The organism is Dactylosporangium sp. CA-139114 (genome assembly GCF_050955725.1).
In the GTDB taxonomy this organism is placed as follows: Bacteria; Actinomycetota; Actinomycetes; order Mycobacteriales; family Micromonosporaceae; genus Dactylosporangium.
Map to the genome: position 1 here is coordinate 7,406,232 of NZ_CP192080.1, position 19,755 is coordinate 7,425,986.

21 protein-coding genes are annotated in these 19,755 nt (G+C 71.3%); 12 read left to right on the forward strand and 9 right to left on the reverse strand.

All coding sequences use genetic code 11. From position 1 onward, the window contains the following. Positions 1-54: 54 nt before the first annotated feature. Together ACQP2P_RS32900 and ACQP2P_RS32905 are read right to left on the reverse strand one after the other, a co-directional pair. On the reverse strand, positions 55-444 hold the full coding sequence (locus ACQP2P_RS32900) for a hypothetical protein (protein WP_433607479.1): 390 nt from the start codon (positions 442-444) through the stop codon (positions 55-57). A gap of 339 nt (positions 445-783) precedes the next feature. Beyond that, the gene (locus ACQP2P_RS32905) at positions 784-1,506 is read right to left on the reverse strand and encodes a hypothetical protein (protein ID WP_433607481.1); all 723 of its coding nucleotides are present in this window, start codon (positions 1,504-1,506) and stop codon (positions 784-786) included. Positions 1,507-1,584: 78 nt separating this feature from the next. Between ACQP2P_RS32905 and ACQP2P_RS32910 the strand changes: the two genes are divergently transcribed. Continuing rightward, positions 1,585-2,274: a FadR/GntR family transcriptional regulator gene (locus ACQP2P_RS32910; protein ID WP_433607483.1), complete on the forward strand. Its 690-nt coding sequence runs from the start codon at positions 1,585-1,587 to the stop codon at positions 2,272-2,274. 25 nt (positions 2,275-2,299) lie between these two features. Continuing rightward, entirely contained in the window at positions 2,300-3,151 is an 852-nt protein-coding gene (locus ACQP2P_RS32915) for a fumarylacetoacetate hydrolase family protein (protein ID WP_433607485.1), read from the forward strand. Positions 3,152-3,188: 37 nt separating this feature from the next. Here ACQP2P_RS32915 and ACQP2P_RS32920 read toward each other — a convergent pair whose 3' ends face one another. Then, positions 3,189-3,581, reverse strand: coding sequence for a hemerythrin domain-containing protein (locus tag ACQP2P_RS32920; RefSeq protein ID WP_433607487.1), 393 nt, complete (start codon positions 3,579-3,581; stop codon positions 3,189-3,191). Positions 3,582-3,727: 146 nt separating this feature from the next. On the opposite strand from ACQP2P_RS32920, the gene ACQP2P_RS32925 reads away from it, so the two are divergent. Next, positions 3,728-5,134 carry a pyridoxal phosphate-dependent decarboxylase family protein gene (locus ACQP2P_RS32925; protein ID WP_433607489.1) on the forward strand — a complete coding sequence of 469 codons (1,407 nt, stop codon included), beginning with the start codon at positions 3,728-3,730 and terminating at the stop codon, positions 5,132-5,134. A gap of 234 nt (positions 5,135-5,368) precedes the next feature. Continuing rightward, positions 5,369-6,145, forward strand: a complete 777-nt coding sequence (locus ACQP2P_RS32930; protein ID WP_433607491.1) for a hypothetical protein — start codon at positions 5,369-5,371, stop codon at positions 6,143-6,145. Between the two features lie 122 nt (positions 6,146-6,267). On the opposite strand, the gene ACQP2P_RS32935 is transcribed toward ACQP2P_RS32930, so the two are convergent. Then, entirely contained in the window at positions 6,268-6,639 is a 372-nt protein-coding gene (locus ACQP2P_RS32935; protein WP_433607493.1) for a hypothetical protein, read from the reverse strand. Between the two features lie 826 nt (positions 6,640-7,465). On the opposite strand from ACQP2P_RS32935, the gene ACQP2P_RS32940 reads away from it, so the two are divergent. The 3 genes from ACQP2P_RS32940 (at position 7,466) to ACQP2P_RS32950 (ending at position 9,939) form a co-directional block, all read left to right on the forward strand. Continuing rightward, on the forward strand, positions 7,466-7,753 hold the full coding sequence (locus ACQP2P_RS32940; protein WP_433607495.1) for a DUF6959 family protein: 288 nt from the start codon (positions 7,466-7,468) through the stop codon (positions 7,751-7,753). A gap of 153 nt (positions 7,754-7,906) precedes the next feature. Then, positions 7,907-8,284: a VOC family protein gene (locus ACQP2P_RS32945; RefSeq protein WP_433607497.1), complete on the forward strand. Its 378-nt coding sequence runs from the start codon at positions 7,907-7,909 to the stop codon at positions 8,282-8,284. Positions 8,285-8,496: 212 nt separating this feature from the next. Then, positions 8,497-9,939 (forward strand): M1 family metallopeptidase, encoded by a 1,443-nt coding sequence (locus ACQP2P_RS32950; protein WP_433607499.1) that lies wholly within the window; start codon positions 8,497-8,499, stop codon positions 9,937-9,939. A gap of 353 nt (positions 9,940-10,292) precedes the next feature. Here the strand turns inward: ACQP2P_RS32950 and ACQP2P_RS32955 are convergent, their stop codons facing one another. From ACQP2P_RS32955 to ACQP2P_RS32970, 4 genes are read right to left on the reverse strand one after another with little or no spacing between them, the layout of a single operon-like run. Then, positions 10,293-10,721 (reverse strand): DUF4279 domain-containing protein, encoded by a 429-nt coding sequence (locus ACQP2P_RS32955; RefSeq protein ID WP_433607501.1) that lies wholly within the window; start codon positions 10,719-10,721, stop codon positions 10,293-10,295. Next, the gene (locus ACQP2P_RS32960; protein WP_433607503.1) at positions 10,681-11,145 is read right to left on the reverse strand and encodes a hypothetical protein; all 465 of its coding nucleotides are present in this window, start codon (positions 11,143-11,145) and stop codon (positions 10,681-10,683) included. The genes ACQP2P_RS32955 and ACQP2P_RS32960 overlap by 41 nt, the downstream gene beginning before the upstream one ends. Continuing rightward, a complete protein-coding gene (locus tag ACQP2P_RS32965; RefSeq protein ID WP_433607505.1) occupies positions 11,142-12,068 on the reverse strand; it encodes an NADP-dependent oxidoreductase in 927 nt (308 codons plus the stop codon). Before ACQP2P_RS32965 ends, ACQP2P_RS32960 begins: the two co-directional genes overlap by 4 nt. Next, complete coding sequence (locus ACQP2P_RS32970) at positions 12,061-12,495, reverse strand: MarR family winged helix-turn-helix transcriptional regulator (protein WP_433607507.1); 435 nt, start codon at positions 12,493-12,495, stop codon at positions 12,061-12,063. Before ACQP2P_RS32970 ends, ACQP2P_RS32965 begins: the two co-directional genes overlap by 8 nt. A gap of 198 nt (positions 12,496-12,693) precedes the next feature. Here ACQP2P_RS32970 and chvE point away from each other — a divergent pair, with 198 nt between their 5' ends. The 4 genes from chvE to ACQP2P_RS32990 all read left to right on the forward strand — a co-directional run bounded on the left by chvE (position 12,694) and on the right by ACQP2P_RS32990 (position 18,048). Beyond that, on the forward strand, positions 12,694-13,815 hold the full coding sequence (gene chvE / locus ACQP2P_RS32975) for a multiple monosaccharide ABC transporter substrate-binding protein (RefSeq protein WP_433607509.1): 1,122 nt from the start codon (positions 12,694-12,696) through the stop codon (positions 13,813-13,815). Between the two features lie 63 nt (positions 13,816-13,878). After that, the gene (gene mmsA, locus ACQP2P_RS32980; protein WP_433607511.1) at positions 13,879-15,420 is read left to right on the forward strand and encodes a multiple monosaccharide ABC transporter ATP-binding protein; all 1,542 of its coding nucleotides are present in this window, start codon (positions 13,879-13,881) and stop codon (positions 15,418-15,420) included. Between the two features lie 82 nt (positions 15,421-15,502). Next, positions 15,503-16,717, forward strand: a complete 1,215-nt coding sequence (gene mmsB, locus ACQP2P_RS32985) for a multiple monosaccharide ABC transporter permease (RefSeq protein WP_433607513.1) — start codon at positions 15,503-15,505, stop codon at positions 16,715-16,717. A 104-nt stretch (positions 16,718-16,821) separates the two neighbouring features. Further along, the gene (locus ACQP2P_RS32990) at positions 16,822-18,048 is read left to right on the forward strand and encodes an endo-1,4-beta-xylanase (protein WP_433607515.1); all 1,227 of its coding nucleotides are present in this window, start codon (positions 16,822-16,824) and stop codon (positions 18,046-18,048) included. A gap of 152 nt (positions 18,049-18,200) precedes the next feature. Here the strand turns inward: ACQP2P_RS32990 and ACQP2P_RS32995 are convergent, their stop codons facing one another. Beyond that, entirely contained in the window at positions 18,201-18,557 is a 357-nt protein-coding gene (locus tag ACQP2P_RS32995) for an ArsR/SmtB family transcription factor (protein ID WP_433607518.1), read from the reverse strand. A 140-nt stretch (positions 18,558-18,697) separates the two neighbouring features. Between ACQP2P_RS32995 and ACQP2P_RS33000 the strand changes: the two genes are divergently transcribed. Further along, the gene (locus ACQP2P_RS33000; protein ID WP_433607520.1) at positions 18,698-19,747 is read left to right on the forward strand and encodes a cation diffusion facilitator family transporter; all 1,050 of its coding nucleotides are present in this window, start codon (positions 18,698-18,700) and stop codon (positions 19,745-19,747) included. Positions 19,748-19,755 lie beyond the last annotated feature (8 nt).

A 19,755-nucleotide genomic window follows, 5' to 3' on the forward strand; every position in this document is an offset into this window, starting at 1 on the left:
CGGCCGCATGAACCGGGCGTGAACGGACGGGTTGTGGTCAGTGGCCGACCAAGCTCACGACCCCGCACCCCAACGACACCGGCTACGCGAAGATGGCCGTGCGCCGGCGGTGAACGCGAACGTGCCCTGCGGGAGCTTGAACGGGCCGCGGCCGAGGGCCGCCCGCACGTCCGCGCGCGAGCCGGCCCGGGCGGTGATCGCGTCGAGCAGCAGCGTGGCCGGGTCGAACGCGGCGGCCGCGGGCCGGCCCGGCGCCGCGCCGAACGTGCGCCGGAACGCGGCCAGGAACGGCTCGCCGGTCGCGTCCGCGCAGCCGCCCAGCGCGAACGTGCCGGCGCCGGCCCGGGCGGCCAGCTGGGCGTAGACGGGATCGAGCAGGGCCTCGCCGCCGAGGACCGGCCCGCCGAGGCCGGCCGCGCGCAGGGCGATGGTCAGGTAGGCCACCTCGTCCGGCGCGCCCCGGGCCGGAGGCGCGGACCCGCTCGGCGAGGGCCCGGTCGTCCTTCGCGGCGGCCTCGACCTGGACGGTGGCCGCGACGGACACGTCGGCGCTGCGCGGGAGCCGGTCGGCGATGTGCTGGTCGCCGACGGCGTTGTGGCGGATCACGAACAGCCTGCGGGCCTTGAGGCTGGTCCTGAGCAGCCGTGCGGCGGCGCCGAGGTCGGTCGGGTACAGGCGATGGAACGCCGTCAGGCCCAGCGCCGAGGAGGCCGGGTCGCCCGACCACGGCGTGACGAAGGCCCCGCCGCTCGAAGTCGCGGCCCCGCAGCGACACGTCGGCGTCACGCAGCGGCCCGACGACCCCGATGACGTCGTCGCCGAGCCGGGCGAGCGCGGGGCAAGCCTCCCCCGGGCCGCCGTGCCCGGTGTCGGCCCCCGACCAGCCGGACCGGGCACGCCGGGGAGCCGGTCTCGTTGTGCCGGCTGACCGCCGGCTGCACCGCGCGCCGCGCGTCCAGCGCGTCCGGGCCGCGCCCGTCGGCGCCGAGGAACCCGATCGCCGGGCAGGGGCCCGCGACCTCGGACGGCGCCCCCGCCTCCGCCGCCCGGGCCGCAGCCGTGGTCGCGGCCGCGCCGGGCGCACCGCCCGCGGCGTCGTCGTCGCCGGTGTTGCGCGCCACCGCGCGGCAGACGGCCACGGCGGCGACGGCGAACACGACGAGGGCGACGGCCACCGGGCCGGCCCTGCGCGCCGCGGGCTTCGGCGGCGGCTGCGGCGCGGGGACCGCGGGCGGCCGCTTGACCGCCCCCATGCCCGCGGGCCTGCGGGCCGCCTCCCGCGCGGCGCGGCCGGCGTTGACGGCATCGCGGGCGCGGCGGGAGTCTCGGTCGGCGCGACCGGCCGGGCGGGGCGACCGGGCGGCGGCGGGGCGACCGGCCGGGCGGCGTGACCGGCCGGCGGCGGGGCGACCGGCCGGGCGGCGTGACCGGATCTCGAACGGCCTCGGCTCCGGGAACGCCGGCGCGCCGAACGACTCCGGCAGACGGCCGCCGGGCAGCTCCATGCGGTCACGACAGAGGCCGGTGCCAAATTGCCGATACGCCTAAACTGGCCAGGCCACCAAGTCATCTGGGAGAAACCCGTGACCGCCGAGTTCACCCCGGTCCACCGCTCCTCCGCCGCCGCCGAGGCCGTGCGGCTCATCCAGGAGATGATTGTCGACGGGCGGCTCGCGCCCGGGCAGCGGCTGCCCGCCGAGCGCGAGCTCAGCGAGATGCTGCGCATCAGCCGGCCAACGCTGCGCGAGACGATCCGGTCCCTGGTCAGCCTGAACATCCTGGAGAGCCGGCACGGGTCCGGGACCTACGTGGCGGCCCTGGACACCGCGGCCCTGCTGGAGCCGCTGGAGTTCGTGATGTCGCTCAGCGGCCGCACGCTCGACGAGCTGTTCGAGGCGCGGCTGCTGATCGAGCCCGCCCTGGCCGCGCTCGCCGCCTCGCGCGCGGACGCGGGCCAGGTCGCGGCGATGCGGGCGGCACTGGCCGAGCCGGACCGGGTGGCCGCCGACGTGGCGCTGCACCGCCTGGTCGCGGAGGCGGCCGGCAACGCGCTGCTCGCCACGATGCTGCAGACGCTCTCGGCGCTGGGCCGGGCGAGCCGGGCCGTGACCGCCACCCGCCCGGGCGTGCTGCGCCGCACCGCGGCCGAGCACGCGGCGATCGTGGACGCCATCGACCGCCGCGACCCCGACGCCGCCCGCGCCGCGATGACCGAGCATCTGCGGCGCATCGCGGCCGCCGCCGGGGTCACGACGATTGGCTTGACCACTTGACCATCCCGGGCATAGCTTGACCGGCATGAGACTTGCGCGGATCGGCAACGCCGGTGCGGAGCGGCCCGTGGTGGTCGCCGACGACGGGACCTACCTGGACCTGTCGGCCGTCACCGGCGACATCGACGGCGCCTTCCTGGCCGGCGGCGGCCTCGACCGCGCCCGCGCCGCGCTCGGCACCCTCCCCCGCCTCGACGTCCCCGCCGGCACCCGGATCGGGGCGCCGGTGGCGAGCATCGGCAAGGTCGTGTGCATCGGGCAGAACTACGCCCGGCACGCCGCCGAGTCGGGGGCCGAGCCGCCCACCGAGCCGATCGTGTTCCTGAAGGCGGCCGACACCGTGGTCGGGCCGGACGATGACGTACGCATCCCGAAGGCCAGCGTCAAGACCGACTACGAGGTCGAGCTCGCGGTCGTCATCGGGACGGCGGCGCGGTACCTCGGCAGCCCCGCCGACGCCGGCGCGCACATCGCGGGCTACGCCGTGAGCAACGACGTCTCCGAGCGCGAGTTCCAGCTCGAGCGCCTCGGCCAGTGGGACAAGGGCAAGAACTGCGAGACGTTCAACCCGCTCGGCCCCTGGCTGGTGACCGCGGACGGCCTCGACGTGCCGGCGCTGCGGCTGCGCTCCTGGGTCAACGGGGAGGCGCGGCAGGACGAGGTCGCGGCCGACATGATCTTCGACGTCGCGCACCTGGTGTGGTACGTCAGCCAGTTCATGGTCCTGCACCCGGGCGACGTCATCAACACCGGCACGCCCGCGGGAGTCGCGATGGGCCTGCCCGGTCAGCCGTATCTGCGCGCCGGCGACGTGATGGAGCTGGAGATCGAGGGGCTCGGCCGCCAGCGGCAGACACTGCGGGACTACACGGCCTAGCCACCGCGACCGGCGACCGCCCAGGAGACTTCCCGGTTCACGGTGTCAGCTCGTTCAGTACCGATGTCAGGCGCTTCTCCTCGAAGGTGAAGTGCGACTCCATCACCGCGGCCAGCCCGGCGAGCTCGGCCCGGGTGGGGTTCGCCTCGGCGCGGCGGATGAGCGCGGCGATCTGCTCGTGGTCGTGGCGCAGCTCGGCGAGGACGGCGCGCAGGCCGGGGTGGCGCTCGGCGAGCACCTGGAACATGCCGCGCTCCTCGCCGGTGTGGTGCCGCTCGAGCGCGCCGCAGAACGCGAGGCAGTGCACGCGCAGCTCGCGGGAGAAGTCGGGGAGCCGGGCGATGTCGTCCAGCAGGGACCGCAGGTGCTGGTGGATCTCGATGAGCTGGTGCCCCAGGGCCGCGACGCGCGGCGGGGTGAACTCGGACAAGGGGTGACCTCGGAGGGTTGCGCGCCTCCATGCCCTCGGCGGTCTGCTTGCCGGGTACACCGCGACGCTGCGACCCATCCTAAACGGTCCACGGGAGTGCGGGTGGATCTCGACACGGCGGGCGTCGCCGGGCGCACAGTGGACGTATGAGTGCGAACAAGGACGCCTACGACGCCGCCCTCGCCGCGGCCGACGCGCACGCCCGGGCCTGGCTGGCCTCGCTCGCCGAGCGGTCCGTGCCCCCGCGCGCCGACGCCGACCAGCTCGCGCCGGCCGTCGGCGGGGCGCTGCCCGAGGAGCCGTCCGATCCGGCCGAGGTCGTGGACCTGCTGGCGCGGTCGGCCGAGCCGGGGCTGATGGCGATGCCGTCCGGCCGGTTCTACGGCTGGGTGATCGGCGGCACGCTCCCGGCCGCGCTCGGGGCCGACTGGCTGGTGAGCGCCTGGGACCAGAACGCCGCGATGCGGTACCCGACGCCCGCGACCGCGGCGCTGGAGGAGGCGGCCGGCGGCTGGGTGCTCGACCTGCTCGGGCTGCCCGCCGGGGCCGACGTCGGGTTCGTCACCGGCGCCACGATGGCCAACTTCACCGGCCTGGCCGCCGCGCGCCGCCACGTGCTCGCGCGCCGGGGCTGGGACCTCGACTCCGACGGGCTGTTCGGGGCGCCGCGCATCCGCGTGCTGGCCGGCGAGGAGCGGCACGACACGCTCGATCTGGCGCTGAGGTACCTGGGCCTGGGCGCCCCGACGCCCGTGGCCGCCGACGAGCAGGGCCGCATCCGGCTGGACGCCCTGGCCGAGGCGCTGCGCACCGGCGGGGACGAGCCCACCATCGTGTGCCTGCAGGCCGGGAACGTCCACAGTGGATCGTTCGACCCGATCGGCGAGGCGGCCGAGCTCGCGCACCGCCACGGCGCCTGGGTGCACGTCGACGGCGCCTTCGGGCTGTGGGCCGCCGCGTCGCCCCGGCTGCGCCACCTCGTGCCCGGTCTCGAGCGCGCCGACTCGTGGGCGACGGACGGGCACAAGACGCTGAACGTGCCGTACGACTGCGGCATCTCGATCGTCGCGGACCCCTCGGCCCTGCGCGCCGCGATGGGCGTGCGGGCCAGCTATCTCATCGAGCCCGCGGGGCCCGGCGGGCCGGCCGACCCCTTCGAGAAGGTGCCCGAGCTGTCCCGGCGCGCCCGCGGGGTGCCGGTGTGGGCCGCGCTGCGCTCGCTGGGCCGGCGCGGGGTCGCGGAGATGGTCGACGGGTTCGCGCGCAACGCCCGCGGGCTGGCCGAGGGCATCGCCGCCATCGACGGCGCCGAGGTGCTCAACGACGTCGTGTTCACGCAGGTGTGCGCCGCGTTCGGCGACGACGAGCGCACCGCCGCGGTGACCCGCGCCCTGCTGGAGGACGGCCGCGCCTGGATGTCGGGCTCGACGTGGCGCGGCCGCGCGATCCTGCGCGTGTCGGTGAGCAACTGGTCGACGGACGAGGCCGACGTCGAGGAGTCCCTGCAGGCCGTCCGCCGCGCGGTCGCCCGGTCCGCCTTCAGGCCGGCCTAACCTCGTGAAGGGGTGTTGGGCCGGGGCAGGAATTCGAGTATGGCCCGAGCGCCAACGCGGGTCGGGAAAGCGTTGCCACAGGCTCCAAGGATCGCCATATGATCATCGCCGTGCGCACCACGGCTTCCAGCCCGATCGACATCCCTGAGGTGTTTCCCGCAGGTCGTGCCTTTCGCCATGACAGCCGTAAGGCTGCATCCCAGGCTTGGAGCACCGACCGTCGAGCAGAGTTCGATGGGGGGTCCGCTGCTGTGGCCGGTGCAGGAGCCTTGGCCGATATGCGATGGGCCGGAACCGTACGACCACCTCGACCGCCAGCCGTCTGAGGCCGAGGTGCCGCTCGTCCCGGTGTTGCAGTTGTTGGCTGAAGACCTTCCCGAGCTTCCGTTTCCCGCCGGCACGGACATGCTGCAGGTGCTGTGGTGTCCGTTCGATCACCAACCGTGGAGTTCGCCTCGACCTGCACTGAGGTGGCGCCGCCGCGCTGATATCGGCGCCAGGCTGCAGGAGTTGCCCGAGCCCGACGAGGAGGCGGACGCCCAGTACGTGCCCGACCCGTGCGTCTTGGACCCGGAACGCGTCACCGAGTACCCGAGCCGCGATCTGCCCGAGGTTGTCTGGTTGCAAATCAGGGACAACGTCGCGCGGATCGAGCGGGAGACCGGCTGGCAGTATGAGACTGACTTGGCCGTCGCATCCGGTACGAAGGTGGGCGGCTATCCTGGTTGGACCCAGGTGCCGGACTGGCCGACATGCGGCTGTGGCGTGCCCATGGAGCATCTCATCACGGTGGCCAGCTGGGAGTTCAGTCGGGGCGATGAGAAGCGTTGGATCCCCCTGCAGGACCGCCCGGCGATGGACGGATGGGGCTTCGATGCCCCTGATCATCATCCATGGCGACGTATCCAGAACCCGGCCGGTTTGATGCTCGGCGACGTCGGCGGCATTTACTTGTTCGTCTGCTTGAGCTGTCCCGACCGGCCGTTCGACTACCGATTCGACTGCTCCTGATCAGTCGGTTGACTACGGTCGGCGGGTGGTCGGGTGCGCGCTCATCGGCATGTCAGTGAGCCGGACGATCCTCAAGTCATGACGTTGCGTAGTGAGCGAATCGCGGCAGATCCGGAACGTGATCAAGCGGGCAGGTGCTCTTCGGCGGTCGGGCGGAGCTGGTTCCATTGGACGTCGAAGCAGACGAGTCCGCGTTCGGCGGCCATCTGAGCGCAGGCGGCGGAGACCTCGTCGGCCATGCTGTACCGCATCGCGAAGTAGATGATCGGGCCGTGTGCGTTGTTCATCAGTGGCGCATCCGACCACGGGCTCGTGTCATCGATGTCGCGCGGGTCGCCCATCTCGTACCACCGATCGAGGAGCGACTCCACATAGGCCCTGATCGCCGGCGTCGGCGGAATCCGCCTCGGGTCGTCTCCTCCGATGTACCGGTCATAGAGGGCGGCGAAGGTCGCGGCGGCGTCCGGCTCGTCTGGACGGTCGCCTTCCCACACGGCGAGGTCGCCCCTCCGTGCGCCGACCGAGGTGTCACCGTAACCGACGAGACCAACCCCTGGCTGGCCGGCGCACGCTTCTGGCAATGACGGGAAGCTCCGGCTTCGCCGGCCGGCTACTCACCGTCGGTGACGAGCGCCGGCCGGTTGCCGTGCTCCCGCCGCAGCATGGGCGTGCACCCGATCAAGGTGCAGAGGCGATCGCCGCATGTCTACCGGCATGCGACTGAACGTCCCGCCTACAGCGGTGGGAGCGGTTCGCGAGCTCTGAGCCATTCGTCGGGTACTTCGGACAGTCCGGTGCGGGCGGCGACGATACCGCCGACGATGGCGCAGCTCGCCGGCGACCCACCCCGGCTGCCGAGTCAGAGGCCGGTGGCAGAGCAGACGCAGCCGAGCGGCCACCTCGCCGTTCGGCGTGCGCGCGGCCACCGTCGGCAGCAGTTCCTCGGCCGGCACCTGCCGGACCGCGAGCGCGGCCGCCGGAACAGCGTGATAGCCATCGCGGTGTCATCGGTCCACGGCCACGGCCCCCGCGGCACCAGACGGTCATCGATCAGCCACAGCATCTGCTCGGCGGGCCGGAAGAACCACGTCTCGCCGAACGCATCCCCCAGCGCCGTGCCGTGCAACGACCGAGTCGCGGCGTCGCCGTTGGCGATCATCATTCGATCGTGACAGCCGGTCGCCTGTACAGTCGAACAGTTTCCCGCGCTTTCCAACCTGACAGAGAGGGGCCGCTCATCGCATGACCAGCTGCGCTCGGCTCGCGACATGTCCGGGTGCCGGCTGATCGCCGAGGAAGTCGCGATGCGAGCATCGATGCATGACGCATGAGCAGGCGCGTGTCCTCGCCCGCAGCGGGAATCTCGCGGTGACTTGGCTGGACGGTCGCGCCTTTCCGGGACTGCACGTGCAGGGCGACACCTTCGCCGGAGTCCAGGGACAGATCGCCGATGTGGCCAGGCGGTTGCGCAGCGCCAGTGGCGACAGCGACGCGCTGGACGATCTCGACCACGCCGTCCGGGAATTGGCCGACATGCTGCACTTCTACGAATCGACACTCGAAGAGCGAGAAATCCGGCGGCCGTACTTTCGTCACGAAGCCGGCTGAGGTCAGCCCTTCCGGTGGCCACGCTGATGCCGGGCGGCGCGGGCAGCTCGAACGCCTCGGACACGGCCCCCATGAGCTCGTCGCGGGCCGTCCCACCGGCGAACGACGCCCGATGTGCACGTCCGGCATGACGCGACGGGTAGCGTCCATGGGGTGAGCCACCTTGTGGAGATCGTGCTGGACTGCCGTCACGCGTCCGAGCTCGCAAGATTCTGGGCCGCCGCGCTTGGCTGGCAGATCCGGCCCTACGATGAGGCGGAGGTCGCCCGACTCGCGGCGCTGGGTCTGACACCGGAGTCCGATCCCACGGTGGCCATTGACTCGCCGGACGGATCGCTGGTCTTCTTCGTCCAAGAAGTTCCCGAACCCAAAACGGTGAAGAACCGCATGCACGTCGACATCCGGCTACGAGACCAGGACCACCTGGACGAGCTCATGCGGCTTGGTGCCACGGTGGTGTCCGAGCATGACGGCTGGCGGGTCCTGGCTGATCCGGAAGGCAACGAGTTCTGCGCCAAGCAGCCCGACTAGCGCGAGAACGACGTCGACGCCGGCCGGGGGATGCACCGACGAGTACGATCCACTGGCCGGTGGAGAGCAGGTCGAGGATGCGGACTGCGGGTGCACCATCGGTGGTAAGCCGACCCGCATGAGCACCGGCGGGGAGGAGCCGCCACCGGGTATCGACTGGCTTCGTTGGCACCGGGCATCGCGGTGCGTCGCGGTGCCGTAGGGTCGGCGCCGTGCGTCGGTCATGGCTCCCGGTCGTCCTCTCCACGGCCCTGCTCACCGCCGCGTGCACCGAGAGCAACCCGAAGCCGCAGACCGCCGGCGGCGCGGCGGCCGGCGTCTCGGCCAGCCCGGCCGGCCCCGACTACAGCGTGTGGGCGGCGGGTCGCTCGACGCCGGTCGCCGATCCGATGTACCCCACATATGGCAACCCCGGTGTCGACGTGCTGCACTACGGGCTCGACCTCGCCTGGCAGCCGCAGACGAAGACGCTGACCGGCACGGCGACGCTGCGACTGCGAGCCGCGGCCGAGCTGAGCGAGGTGAAGCTCGACTTCTCCAAGGCGTACACGCTCGACGGCATCACGCTGAACGGGGCGGCCGCCACCGGTGCCGTCACGGGCACGAAGCTCACAGTTGCCGCAGCGGTCGCCAAGGACGCGTTCGCGACCCTCGTCGTCAAGTACCACGGCACGCCGACGACGGTGCCGATGCCGTCGCACCGCACCGACGTGGAGCCGCTCGGGCTCACCGTGACCGGCGGCGGCGAACTGTGGACGATGCAGGAGCCGTACGGCGCGAGCACCTGGTATCCGGTCAACGACCAGCCGTCGGACAAGGCGCTGTATGACATCGCGGTGACCGTGCCGGACGGCTGGTCGGCGATCGCGAACGGCGCGCTGAAGAGCCAGGACGGCAACACGTTCACGTACACCTCGGCGGAACCGGTGGCGAGCTACCTGACCACCCTGGCCGTCGGGCAGTACAAGAAGGAGACGGCGAGCGGTCCGTACGGGATCCCGCTCACCTACTGGTACCGCCCGGGCCGCGACGACAAGGCCTTGCCGTACCTGCGCAAGTCGCCGCAGTACCTGGCCTGGCTGGAGCAGCGCTTCGGCCCGTATCCGTTTGGCAGCGCGGGCGTGCTCATGGTGTCCTCGGCCGCGGGCATGGAGACCCAGCAGATGATCACTATGGGGCTGCCCACCTTGAAGAGCAGCTTGGACGCCGACCTGCTACACGAGTACGCCCACCAGTGGTTCGGCGACGCTGTCACGCCGACGACCTGGAACGACCTGTGGCTCAACGAGGGCTGGGCCAGCTACGCCCAGCACCTGTACACCAATGAGCGTGACAAGGTCACCATGCAGCAGTGGGAGGTCTGGGCCCGCGGCGTCGACGCCCAGCTGCGCAAGACCGTCGGCCCGCCCGGCAAGCCCAGGGCCGACAGCTTCGCGGAGAGCAACGTCTACATCTGCCCGGCGCTGATGCTCCACCAGATCCACAAGCAGCTCGGCGACGCCGCGTTCTTCTCGCTGGCGACCGACTGGGCGCACAAGAACCGCGGCACGGCCCAGGACCGGACCTCGTTCATCGCATTCGTGAACCAGCACACCGGCAAGGACTTCACGTCCCTCATCAACACCTGGCTGGACTCCCCCACCACGCCCAGGTAACGCCCACACGGCGGCGGCCAAGCGACGCCCAGCCGACCATCCGTTGGATGGTTATCTCGACAGCTTCGTCCTGCACCCCGGCCGCGTAGTCACCACCGCTCTACCAGCCGCCAGGGCGTTGCGACCGGTCGCCGGCAGACGCTCGAGCCGCGGCCTGAGCGCGCGGCGGCCGGGGCCGACGAGCGACGAACGTTCCGCGTATTCGAACCACCACCCAGCCCATGACGGTGCGCGTTGCCGCCGACCGTGACCTCGGTCAGGGCCCAGGCGTCTATGCTGCAGCGCGTGCCGCTGCCTGCCGAATTGCAAGCCCGCCTCGGCGACCCGGTCTTCTGGCGGGCCAGATGAGTGCGTCACCGGGGCGAATGCGCCGTGAAGTCTCCTGCGTACTCGTCTGATTCGACGGTCGCGCCCATCCGTGCGAGGAGTTGGATCTGTTCGCGAGTCAGCCACCAGCCCATCGCGCCGTACACGCCGTCGGGATCGTCGAACCAGCGGACCATCATGAGGCCCGCATCGACATCGCCACCATCGACGAGGGCTCGCACCCGGTCGGCGGCGGGCGCGATGCGAGCGAGAACGGTGGACACTTGTTCATCGATCCGTCCGTGCGTCCGGCAGCTGATCTCCCACCGATGGGCGGCAGGGACCACCCGAGGCGACGTCCGCCGACTTCCCATGACGGCGATTCGATCCGGTTCCAACCCGAGAAGTTCCGTGATCCGCCCAGCAGTGACCGCCTCACTGGCCAGCCAGAAGTAGCAGTACTGCCGAACTTCCACAGCGCGTCCCCCATGGACGCCGGCCGTCGCGGGGCCGGGACCAGGGACGGGCCGCGAACAGCCCGTGCGGCAGCGCCAGGTCGTTGAGGATCAGCCGCTCGTGCGCCGGTGACGGCTCCTCGGCGGCCCGGCGCACCTCGGCGTCGTAGGCGTCGGCGGCGAAGGTGAACTCGCGCTCCCGGAAGGTCCGGCGCACCAGGTCGCCGTCGCGCACGATCGTGGCGTCGTCGTGCCAGTCCTCGAAACCGCAGCACGGGCAGGACGCGATCGGCACCGTCGAGGGCGCCGGCCCCGCGAGGAAGCGGTTCACCGGCAGCAGCGTCTCGAACACGTCGATGCCGCCGTCGCCCGGCGCCACGATGTCGCCGTCGATGTGTGCCATCACGCGGTAGCGCTCGATCGGCAGGGTCAGCGCCGAGATCACGGCAGCAGGACTATCTTGCCGCGGGTGTGGCGGCGGTCCAGCTCCTCGAAGGCCTTCGCCACGTCGTCGAGCGCGTACGTGCCGGCGATCGGGATCTCCAGGGTGCCGTCCGCCACGAGTCCGGCCATGTACGTCAGCACGTCCGCGGTCGACGCGTCCTCGCTGCCCTCCGCCCGCACGCCCAGGCGCGCCGCGGCCTCGAAGGCGATGACGGTGTTGATCCGGTCCTTCGGGACGCCCAGCTCGAGGGCCAGGTCGACGTACTGCGGCCCGAACAGGTCGATGAAGGCGTCGATCCCCTCGGGCGCCGCCGCGCGCAGCCGCTGCGCGAGGCCGTCGCCGTAGGGGACCGGGGTGGCCCCGCGGGCCGCGAGCCAGTCCGCGTTGGCGGGCGAGGCGATGGCCAGGACCCGCGCGCCGAGGTGGCGCAGCAACTGGACGGTCACGGTGCCGACGCCGCCGGCCGCGGCCGACACGGCGATCGTCTCGCCCTCCCCGGCGCCGACGGCGCGCACGGCCGCGTAGGCGGTGCAGGCCACCACGTACAGGGCGCCGGCCACCCCCCACGACAGCTCGGCCGGCTTGGGGATGAGCTGGGTGACCGGCACGGCGGTGTGGGTGGCGTGGCTGGAGCGGGTCCAGGAGAAGCCCAGCACCTCGTCGCCGGGCGCGAAGCCGGTCACCCCCGGACCGGTCGCGGTCACCACGCCCGCCAGGTCGCTCCCCTCGCCGCAGGGCAGGCGGGTGGGGTACTTGAACTCCAGCGCCCCGCTGCGAATCCCGCTCTCGCCCGGGTTGATGCCGGCCGCGCGCACGGCGACGACCACCTCGCCCGGCCCGGGTGACGGCATCGGGATTCCGGTCACGTAGAGCACCTCGGGGCCGCCGAAGGTGTCGAATCGGACGGCTCGCGCCTCAGGCATGCTTCCTCCAGGTGCGCAGGGTGGACAGTGAGCGGGCGAAACCGCGCAGGGCGCTACCCGTCAGCGCGCCGCCGAACCACTCGGCCAGCTCCGCGTCGAAGATCTCCTCGGCGGCCTCCAGGGCGGCCGAGCCGGAGCCGGTGAGCTCCACGATGGAGGACCGCCGGTCGGCCGGGTTCGGCCGGCGGGCCAGCAGCTCGCGCGTCACCAGACGGTCGACCGCCTGGCTCGCGCCGCCGATGGTGATCGACAGCGCGTCGGCGATGTCGTTCACGCGGCAGCCGGGCGTCCGGGCCACCACCTGCAGCACGTTGAGGCTCCCGAGGGGGACGGCCCCGGCCTGCCGCAGGCGCGCGTCGACGCCGTTCCAGAGATCGGTCTCGAACCGCACCAGGTCGTCGAAGACCTGCCGAAGATCTACGCTCACGGGAAGTACATTAGCAGTAATTAGATTAGCGCTAAAGGAATATGTTTCGAAACATGTTGGCAGGTAACGGAGTTGACCATGGTGTTATCGATCTGTTACCTCTGATCACCGGTCCGGGGGGGTATGTTCGCGGCCATAACAAACCCCCGCACCCTGCGCGCACACCCTCTCCTCCCGATTCGAAAGGAGGCGTCAGGGATGGGTAAGACTTTCCGGATCCTGGCCGCCACCGCTTTGGCCGCCATGCTCGCCACCACGTCGGCGTGCAGCAAGACCCGCTCCGACGACAACGCCGGGGGCGGCGGCGACAGCGGCCCGGCGCTGGTCGGCATCGCCATGCCGACCCGCAGCCTGGAGCGCTGGAACAACGACGGCGCCCACCTCGAGGACCTGCTCAAGAAGGCCGGATACAAGACCTCGCTGCAGTACGCCGACAACAAGGTCGACCAGCAGATCACCCAGCTCCAGAACATGATCAACGACAAGGCGAAGATCCTGGTCATCGCCTCGATCGACGGCACGGCCCTGGCCCCGGTGCTGCAGCAGGCGGCGGACAAGAAGGTCAAGGTCATCGCCTACGACCGCCTGATCAACTCCAGCCCCAACGTCGACTACTACGCGACCTTCGACAACTACAAGGTCGGCCAGCTGCAGGGCCAGTTCATCGTCTCCAAGCTCGGCCTCGACACGGGCAAGGGCCCGTTCAACCTCGAGCCGTTCGCCGGCTCCTCGGACGACAACAACGCGAAGTTCTTCTTCGCCGGCGCCTGGGACGTGCTCAAGCAGTACGTGGACAGCGGCAAGCTGGTCATTCCGTCGGGCAAGAAGCTGGCCAGCAACGACGACTGGAAGACGGTCTCGATCAACGGCTGGAAGACCGAGGGCGCGCAGGCCGAGATGGACAACCGCCTGAACTCGTTCTACACCGGCGGCAAGAAGGTCGACGTCGTGCTGTCCCCGAACGACTCGCTCGCGCTGGGCATCGCGCAGTCGCTGGACTCGCACGGCTACAAGCCCGGCGGGGACTGGCCGGTGCTCACCGGTCAGGACGCCGACCTCGCCAACACCAAGAACATCCTGGCCGGCAAGCAGTCGATGACGGTCTGGAAGGACACCCGGACCCTCGGCGACCAGGTCGCGAAGATGGTCGACGCGATCTCCAAGGGCACCGGGGTGGAGACGAACGACACCAAGACGTACAACAACGGCGTGAAGGTCGTACCCTCCTACCTCCTCCCGCCGGTCGTGGTCACGAAGGACGACGTGAAGTCGAAGCTCGTCGACTCCGGCTTCTTCAAAGCCTCGGACCTGGGGTTGTAACCGATCAGCCGTACCGGGCCGGGTCCGCAGCCGCGGGCCCGGCCCACTGTCGCGGGAGGCCCCATGCCCTCACTGCTCGAAATGCACGGCATCAGCAAATCGTTCCCCGGCGTGCAGGCCCTGCGGGACGTCACCATCAGCGTCGCCGAGGGCGAGGTCCACGCGATCTGCGGTGAGAACGGTGCCGGAAAGTCCACCCTGATGAAGATTTTGAGCGGTGTGTACGCGCACGGCTCCTACGACGGCGACATCGTCTTCGACGGCGAGCCGTGCCACTTCAAGTCCGTCCGCGACTCGGAGCACCGCGGGATCGTCATCATCCACCAGGAGCTCGCGCTCAGCCCGTTCCTGTCCATCGCCGAGAACATCTTCCTCGGCAACGAGCAGGCCCGCCGCGGCATCGTCAACTGGCCGCAGACCAACCGCCGCGCCGCCGAGCTGCTGGACCGGGTCGGGCTGCGCGAGCAGCCGGACACGAGGATCCTCGACATCGGCGTCGGCAAGCAGCAGCTGGTCGAGATCGCCAAGGCGCTGTCGAAGCGGGTGCGGCTGCTCATCCTCGACGAGCCGACCGCGGCGCTCAACGACGCCGACTCCGAGCACCTGCTCGGCCTGATCCGCCAGCTCAAGGGCCAGGGGATCACGTCGATCATCATCTCCCACAAGCTCAACGAGATCGCCGCGATCGCCGACACCACGACCGTGATCCGCGACGGCCGCACGGTGGCCACGTTCGACATGCACGGTGCTGAACCGGTGTCGGAGGACGCCATCATCCGGGCCATGGTCGGGCGCGACCTCGCGCACCGGTTCCCCGAGCGCACCCCGCGCATCGGCGAGGAGGTGCTGCGCATCGAGGACTGGACCGTGCACCACCCGATCGACCGCGGCCGGGTCGTGGTCGACAACGCGGCGCTGCACGTGCGCGGCGGGGAGATCGTGGGCATCGCGGGGCTGATGGGCGCCGGCCGCACCGAACTGGCGATGAGCGTGTTCGGCCACAGCTACGGCACCGGCATCTCCGGCCGGATCTCCCTGCACGGCCGGGAGGTCCGGGTGCGCAGCGTCGACGAGGCCATCGGGCACGGGATCGCCTACGCGACGGAGGACCGCAAGCGCTACGGCCTCAACCTCATCGAGGACATCAAGCGCAACATCACCGCGGCCAAGCTCGCGGCCGTCGCGCGCCTCGGCATCGTCAACAACGCCGAGGAGGTCCACCGGGCCGAGCGGCTGCGCCGGGAGATGCGGGTCAAGGCCGACTCCGTCGCGGTGCTCACCGGCAAGCTCTCCGGCGGCAACCAGCAGAAGGTCGTGCTGAGCAAGTGGCTCTTCACCGAGCCGGAGGTGCTCATCCTCGACGAGCCGACCCGCGGGATCGACGTCGGGGCGAAGTACGAGATCTACGAAATCATCAACGCGCTGGCGGATGCCGGCAAGGCGGTCGTGGTCATCTCATCCGAGCTGCCGGAGCTGCTCGGGATCTGCGACCGGATCTACGCGATGAGCCAGGGCCGGATCACCGGCGAGATGGACCGCGCCGAGGCGACCCAGGAGGGCCTGATGCGATACATGACGATGGACCGGAGCGGGGTGTCGCGATGAGCGGCCCGCAGCGGAGCGAAGGGGCCGCTCACCGGATGCGCAGTTGCCTCGCGCCGGCGCCGGAGCTTGCGGAGGTGGCGGCGTGAGCGCAGTCGAGACCGTGCCGCCGGAGACGAAGCCCACCGAGGCGTCCTCGCTGCGCGGCTATCTCGGGCAGAACCTGTGGCAGTACGGCATGCTGACGGTGCTGATCGCCATCGTCGTCACGTTCCAGGTGCTGACCGACGGGCGCCTGCTCTACCCCGACAACGTCGCCGCGCTGGTGCAGCAGAACGCCTACGTGCTGATCCTGGCGATCGGCATGGTGATGGTCATCGTCGCCCAGCACATCGACCTGTCGGTCGGGTCCATCGTGGCCTTCATCGGCGGCGTCTGCGCCCTGATGATCACCCACTGGGGCTGGCCGTGGCCCCTGGCGGTGGCCGCGTCCATCGTCATCGGCGTCGTCGTCGGATGCTGGCAGGGCTTCTGGATCGCGTACGTCGGCATCCCCGCCTTCATCGTGACGCTGGGCGGCATGCTGCTCTTCCGGGGCCTGGCCGTGCTCGCGGTCAGTCAGACGGTGCCGGTGCAGGACAAGGGCTTCGGCGCCATCGCGGCCAAGTCGCTGCCCAACGCGCTGGGCTTCGTGGGCAACCTCGACGGCATGACGCTGCTCGTGGGTCTCGTGGCGATCGGCGGCCTGGCCTTCTTCCAGCTGCGCACCCGCCGCGAGCTGATCCGCTACGACCTGCGCCTCGAACCGCAGGCCGCGTTCGTCGGCAAGCTCGTGGTGTTCACGGCCCTCATCGGCTACATCACCTACCTGCTCGCCGAGAGCACCGACGGCACCCCCAACGTGCTCGTCATCGTCGGCGCGCTCGTCATGCTGTACACGTACATCATGGGCAACACGGTATTCGGCCGGCACATCTACGCGATGGGCGGAAATCTCGCCGCAGCGAAACTTTCGGGCGTGAAGACGAAGCGTGTAACTTTCCTCATCTTCGTCAACATGGGCATTCTGGCCGGTGTCGCCGCGGTCGTCACCACCTCGCGCGCCGGCGCCGGTGTCGCGGGCGCGGGCACCAACTACGAATTGGACGCGATCGCGGCCGCGTTCATCGGCGGCACGGCCGTGACCGGCGGAATCGGCAAGGTCACCGGGGCCGTGATCGGCGCGCTCATCATGGGCGTGCTGAACATGGGCCTGTCGATTCTGGGCGTGGACGCGGCCTGGCAGCAGGCCATCAAGGGCCTCGTGCTGATTGCCGCGGTCGCCTTCGACATCATCAGCAAGCGGGTGTCGCGCCAATAGATGTTTCGATAACGGCGGCTTGTTGACTCGTCTTTGTGTGGGCAATAGCGTCGATGTCTCAAGGCGAATCCGGAATTGTTTCGAAACAATCGGGAGCCACCCTCATGACATTACGCACCATGGCCACGGCCGGCCTTCTGGCGGCCGTGGTCGCGGCCACGCTCGGCGGTGTCGCGGCGTCCGCCGGCGGTCCCCGCCCGCCGGCGACGCAGGACCAGAGCCTGCGCGGGCTCGCGGCCCGCAACGGCCTGGCGTTCGGCACCGCCGTGGACGCGGCCGCCTACGCCGACGCGGCCGACCCGCAGTACCGGTCCATGGTGGACGGACAGTTCTCCACCGTCACCGCCGAGAACGCGATGAAGTGGGAGAGCCTGGAGCCCACCCGCGGCACCTACGACTGGGCCGCCGCCGACGCCTTCGTCGCCGCCGCCGAGCGCAACCACCAGCAGGTACGCGGCCACGTCCTGGCCTGGTACAGCCAGCTGCCCGGCTGGCTCAGCACCGGCATCCAGGACGGCACGATCGACGGCCCGCAGCTGCGCGCCCTGCTCAAGCGGCACATCACCGACGTGGTGAGCCGCTACCGCGGGCGGATCTGGCAGTGGGACGTGGTCAACGAGGCCGTCTCCGACCCGTGGGAGACCCCGTCGGCGATCCACCTCGGCGGCGACACCGGCTCGCTGAAGCAGCGGTTCGCCGACCTGCTCGGCCCGGACTACCTCGCCGACGCCTTCCGCTGGGCCCGCGCCGCCGACCCGAAGGCGCTGCTGTTCTACAACGACTACAACATCGAGGCGTTCGGCGACGGCGGCCCCGGCGACAAGACCCGGTTCGTCTACGACATGGTCCGCAAGCTGCGCGCCCAGGGCGTGCCGATCGACGGCGTCGGCAGCCAGGGCCACCTCAGCACCCAGTACGGCAACTACGACGTCTTCGCCGTGGCCGACGCGCTGCAGAAGTTCACCGACCTCGGCCTGGCCGTCGCCTTCACCGAGGCCGACGCGCGCAGCCTGACGAAGAACGCGTCCGACCCGGCGCTGGACGCGGCGGGCGCCGACCTCAACGCCCGCGACCAGGCCGCGGCGTACAACTACCACGTCCTGCTCCAGGCGTGCCTCATGAACCCCCACTGCCTGTCGTTCACGGTGTGGGGCTTCACCGACAAGCACTCGTGGATCCCGGGCTGGTTCAAGAACCCGCCGGAGGGCTCCGGCTGCCTGTGGGACGCGAACTACCAGCCGAAGAAGGCGCTGCGCACCGTCCAGGGCGACCTGGCCGCGGCGGGCCCGCCGCTCGTGCGGCCGCGGGTGACGCAGAAGCCGCGGCACTGAGACTCCTGGGGATCAGGAGACGGGGCGGGCGCCCGACCGGCGCCCGCCCCGGGCGTCTCTGACGAGCGCCGCGGGGCTGCGCGGGCGGGCGGTGGCCGGTGTGGGCGGCCCGGTGCGGGCGGCCCGGTGCGGGCGGCCCGGTGTGGGCTCCGTCAGTCGTGCTCGGGTTCACCGGTGAGGTGGTGGGCCGCGGTGTCGAGGGCCTCGCGAACGAGGCGGCGGACGTGGCCGCCGCGCGCCCGGTAGAGCACCCGGCGGCCGTCCCGGCGGGTGCTGACCAGCCCGGCCAGCAGCAACTTGCCGAGGTGCTGCGACACGGCCGGCCGGGCGGCGCCGACCGCGGCGGTCAGCGTGGTGACGTCGTGCTCGCCGTCGCGCAGCTCCCACAGCAGGCGCAGCCGGGTCGGGTCGGCCAGCATGCGCAGCGCCGTGACCGCCACGTCGACCTGCGCCGCCGTCGGCGGCTGTTGCAGATCGCCGGCAGTTGCCGCACTGTCGCGTCCACGCATGGGAGCAAGTCTGCCATCCGGCGGTCACGGCCCGGCCGGATGCTCCCGCATGCGGAGCCGGCCCGACCGTTGTCATGTGCGTACACGGGCACATACAGTCGAGAGGACGCGACCGGACCGCGACCTGACGGAGTTCGACCATGACCGCCGAGCAAGGCCACGCGCACACGCAGGACACGGCGCCGCCGGATCACCACCATGATCATGAGCCGAAGCGCTGGTGGCGCCGGATCGGCCACGCCGTCACGCCGCATTCGCACGACGCCACGGACAAGGTCGACCCGGCGATGGAGGCCTCCCGCGAGGGTATCCGCGCCCTGTGGATCTCCCTCGCGGTGCTCGGGGCCACGTCCGTGCTCCAGGCGGTCGTCGTGGTGTTCTCGCAGTCGGTGGCCCTGCTCGGCGACACGCTGCACAACGTCGCCGACGCGCTGACCGCCGTCCCCCTGGGCATCGCGTTCGTCATCGGCCGCCGGGTCGCCACCCGCCGGTACACCTACGGCTACGGCCGGGCCGAGGACCTCGCCGGCATCGTCATCGTGCTGTGCGTCGCCGCGTCCTGCGTGCTGGCCGGCTACGAGGCGGTCCAGCGGCTCCGGCATCCCGCGGACGTGCGGCACCTCGGCTACGTCGCCGCCGCCGGGCTCATCGGCTTCCTCGGCAACGAGGTCGTCGCCCGGCACCGCATCGCCGTGGGCCGGCGCATCGGCTCGGCCGCCCTCGTCGCCGACGGCCTGCACGCCCGCACCGACGGGTTCACCTCGCTCGCCGTCCTCGCCGGTGCTGGCGGGGTGGCGATCGGCTGGCGCTGGGCCGACCCCGTCGTCGGCCTGCTCATCACCGTCGCGATCCTGTTCGTGCTCAAGGACGCGGCACGGGAGGTGTACCGGCGGCTCATGGACGCGGTCGACCCGCAGCTCGTCGACCGGGTCGAGTCCACCCTGCGCGACACGCCCGAGGTGCGCGAGGTCGGCGAGGTCCGGCTGCGCTGGATCGGCCACCAGCTGCGCGCCGAGTGCCAGATCGCCGTCGCCGCGACCGCCACCGTCGTGCAGGCCCACGCGATCGCCCACGACGCCGAGCACCGGCTGATCCACGCCGTGCCGCGGCTCACCGCCGCCGCCGTGCACGCCGAGCCGGACGGGCCCGACCGGGCCGCCCACCACGAGCCGGTGGCCGCGCACCGCTGACGGTCGCC

Excerpts from the sequence above, each read along its gene's own strand:
- ACQP2P_RS32905 (WP_433607481.1), bottom strand. The coding sequence starts at position 1,506 with ATGGAGCTGCCCGGCGGCCGTCTGCCGGAGTCGTTCGGCGCGCCGGCG.
- ACQP2P_RS32915 (WP_433607485.1), top strand. The coding sequence starts at position 2,300 with ATGAGACTTGCGCGGATCGGCAACGCCGGTGCGGAGCGGCCCGTGGTG.
- ACQP2P_RS32925 (WP_433607489.1), top strand. The coding sequence starts at position 3,728 with ATGAGTGCGAACAAGGACGCCTACGACGCCGCCCTCGCCGCGGCCGAC.
- ACQP2P_RS32930 (WP_433607491.1), top strand. The coding sequence starts at position 5,369 with ATGGGGGGTCCGCTGCTGTGGCCGGTGCAGGAGCCTTGGCCGATATGC.
- ACQP2P_RS32940 (WP_433607495.1), top strand. The coding sequence starts at position 7,466 with ATGACGCATGAGCAGGCGCGTGTCCTCGCCCGCAGCGGGAATCTCGCG.
- ACQP2P_RS32965 (WP_433607505.1), bottom strand. The coding sequence starts at position 12,068 with ATGCCTGAGGCGCGAGCCGTCCGATTCGACACCTTCGGCGGCCCCGAG.
- chvE (WP_433607509.1), top strand. The coding sequence starts at position 12,694 with ATGGGTAAGACTTTCCGGATCCTGGCCGCCACCGCTTTGGCCGCCATG.
- mmsA (WP_433607511.1), top strand. The coding sequence starts at position 13,879 with ATGCCCTCACTGCTCGAAATGCACGGCATCAGCAAATCGTTCCCCGGC.
- ACQP2P_RS32990 (WP_433607515.1), top strand. The coding sequence starts at position 16,822 with ATGACATTACGCACCATGGCCACGGCCGGCCTTCTGGCGGCCGTGGTC.
- ACQP2P_RS32995 (WP_433607518.1), bottom strand. The coding sequence starts at position 18,557 with ATGCGTGGACGCGACAGTGCGGCAACTGCCGGCGATCTGCAACAGCCG.
- ACQP2P_RS33000 (WP_433607520.1), top strand. The coding sequence starts at position 18,698 with ATGACCGCCGAGCAAGGCCACGCGCACACGCAGGACACGGCGCCGCCG.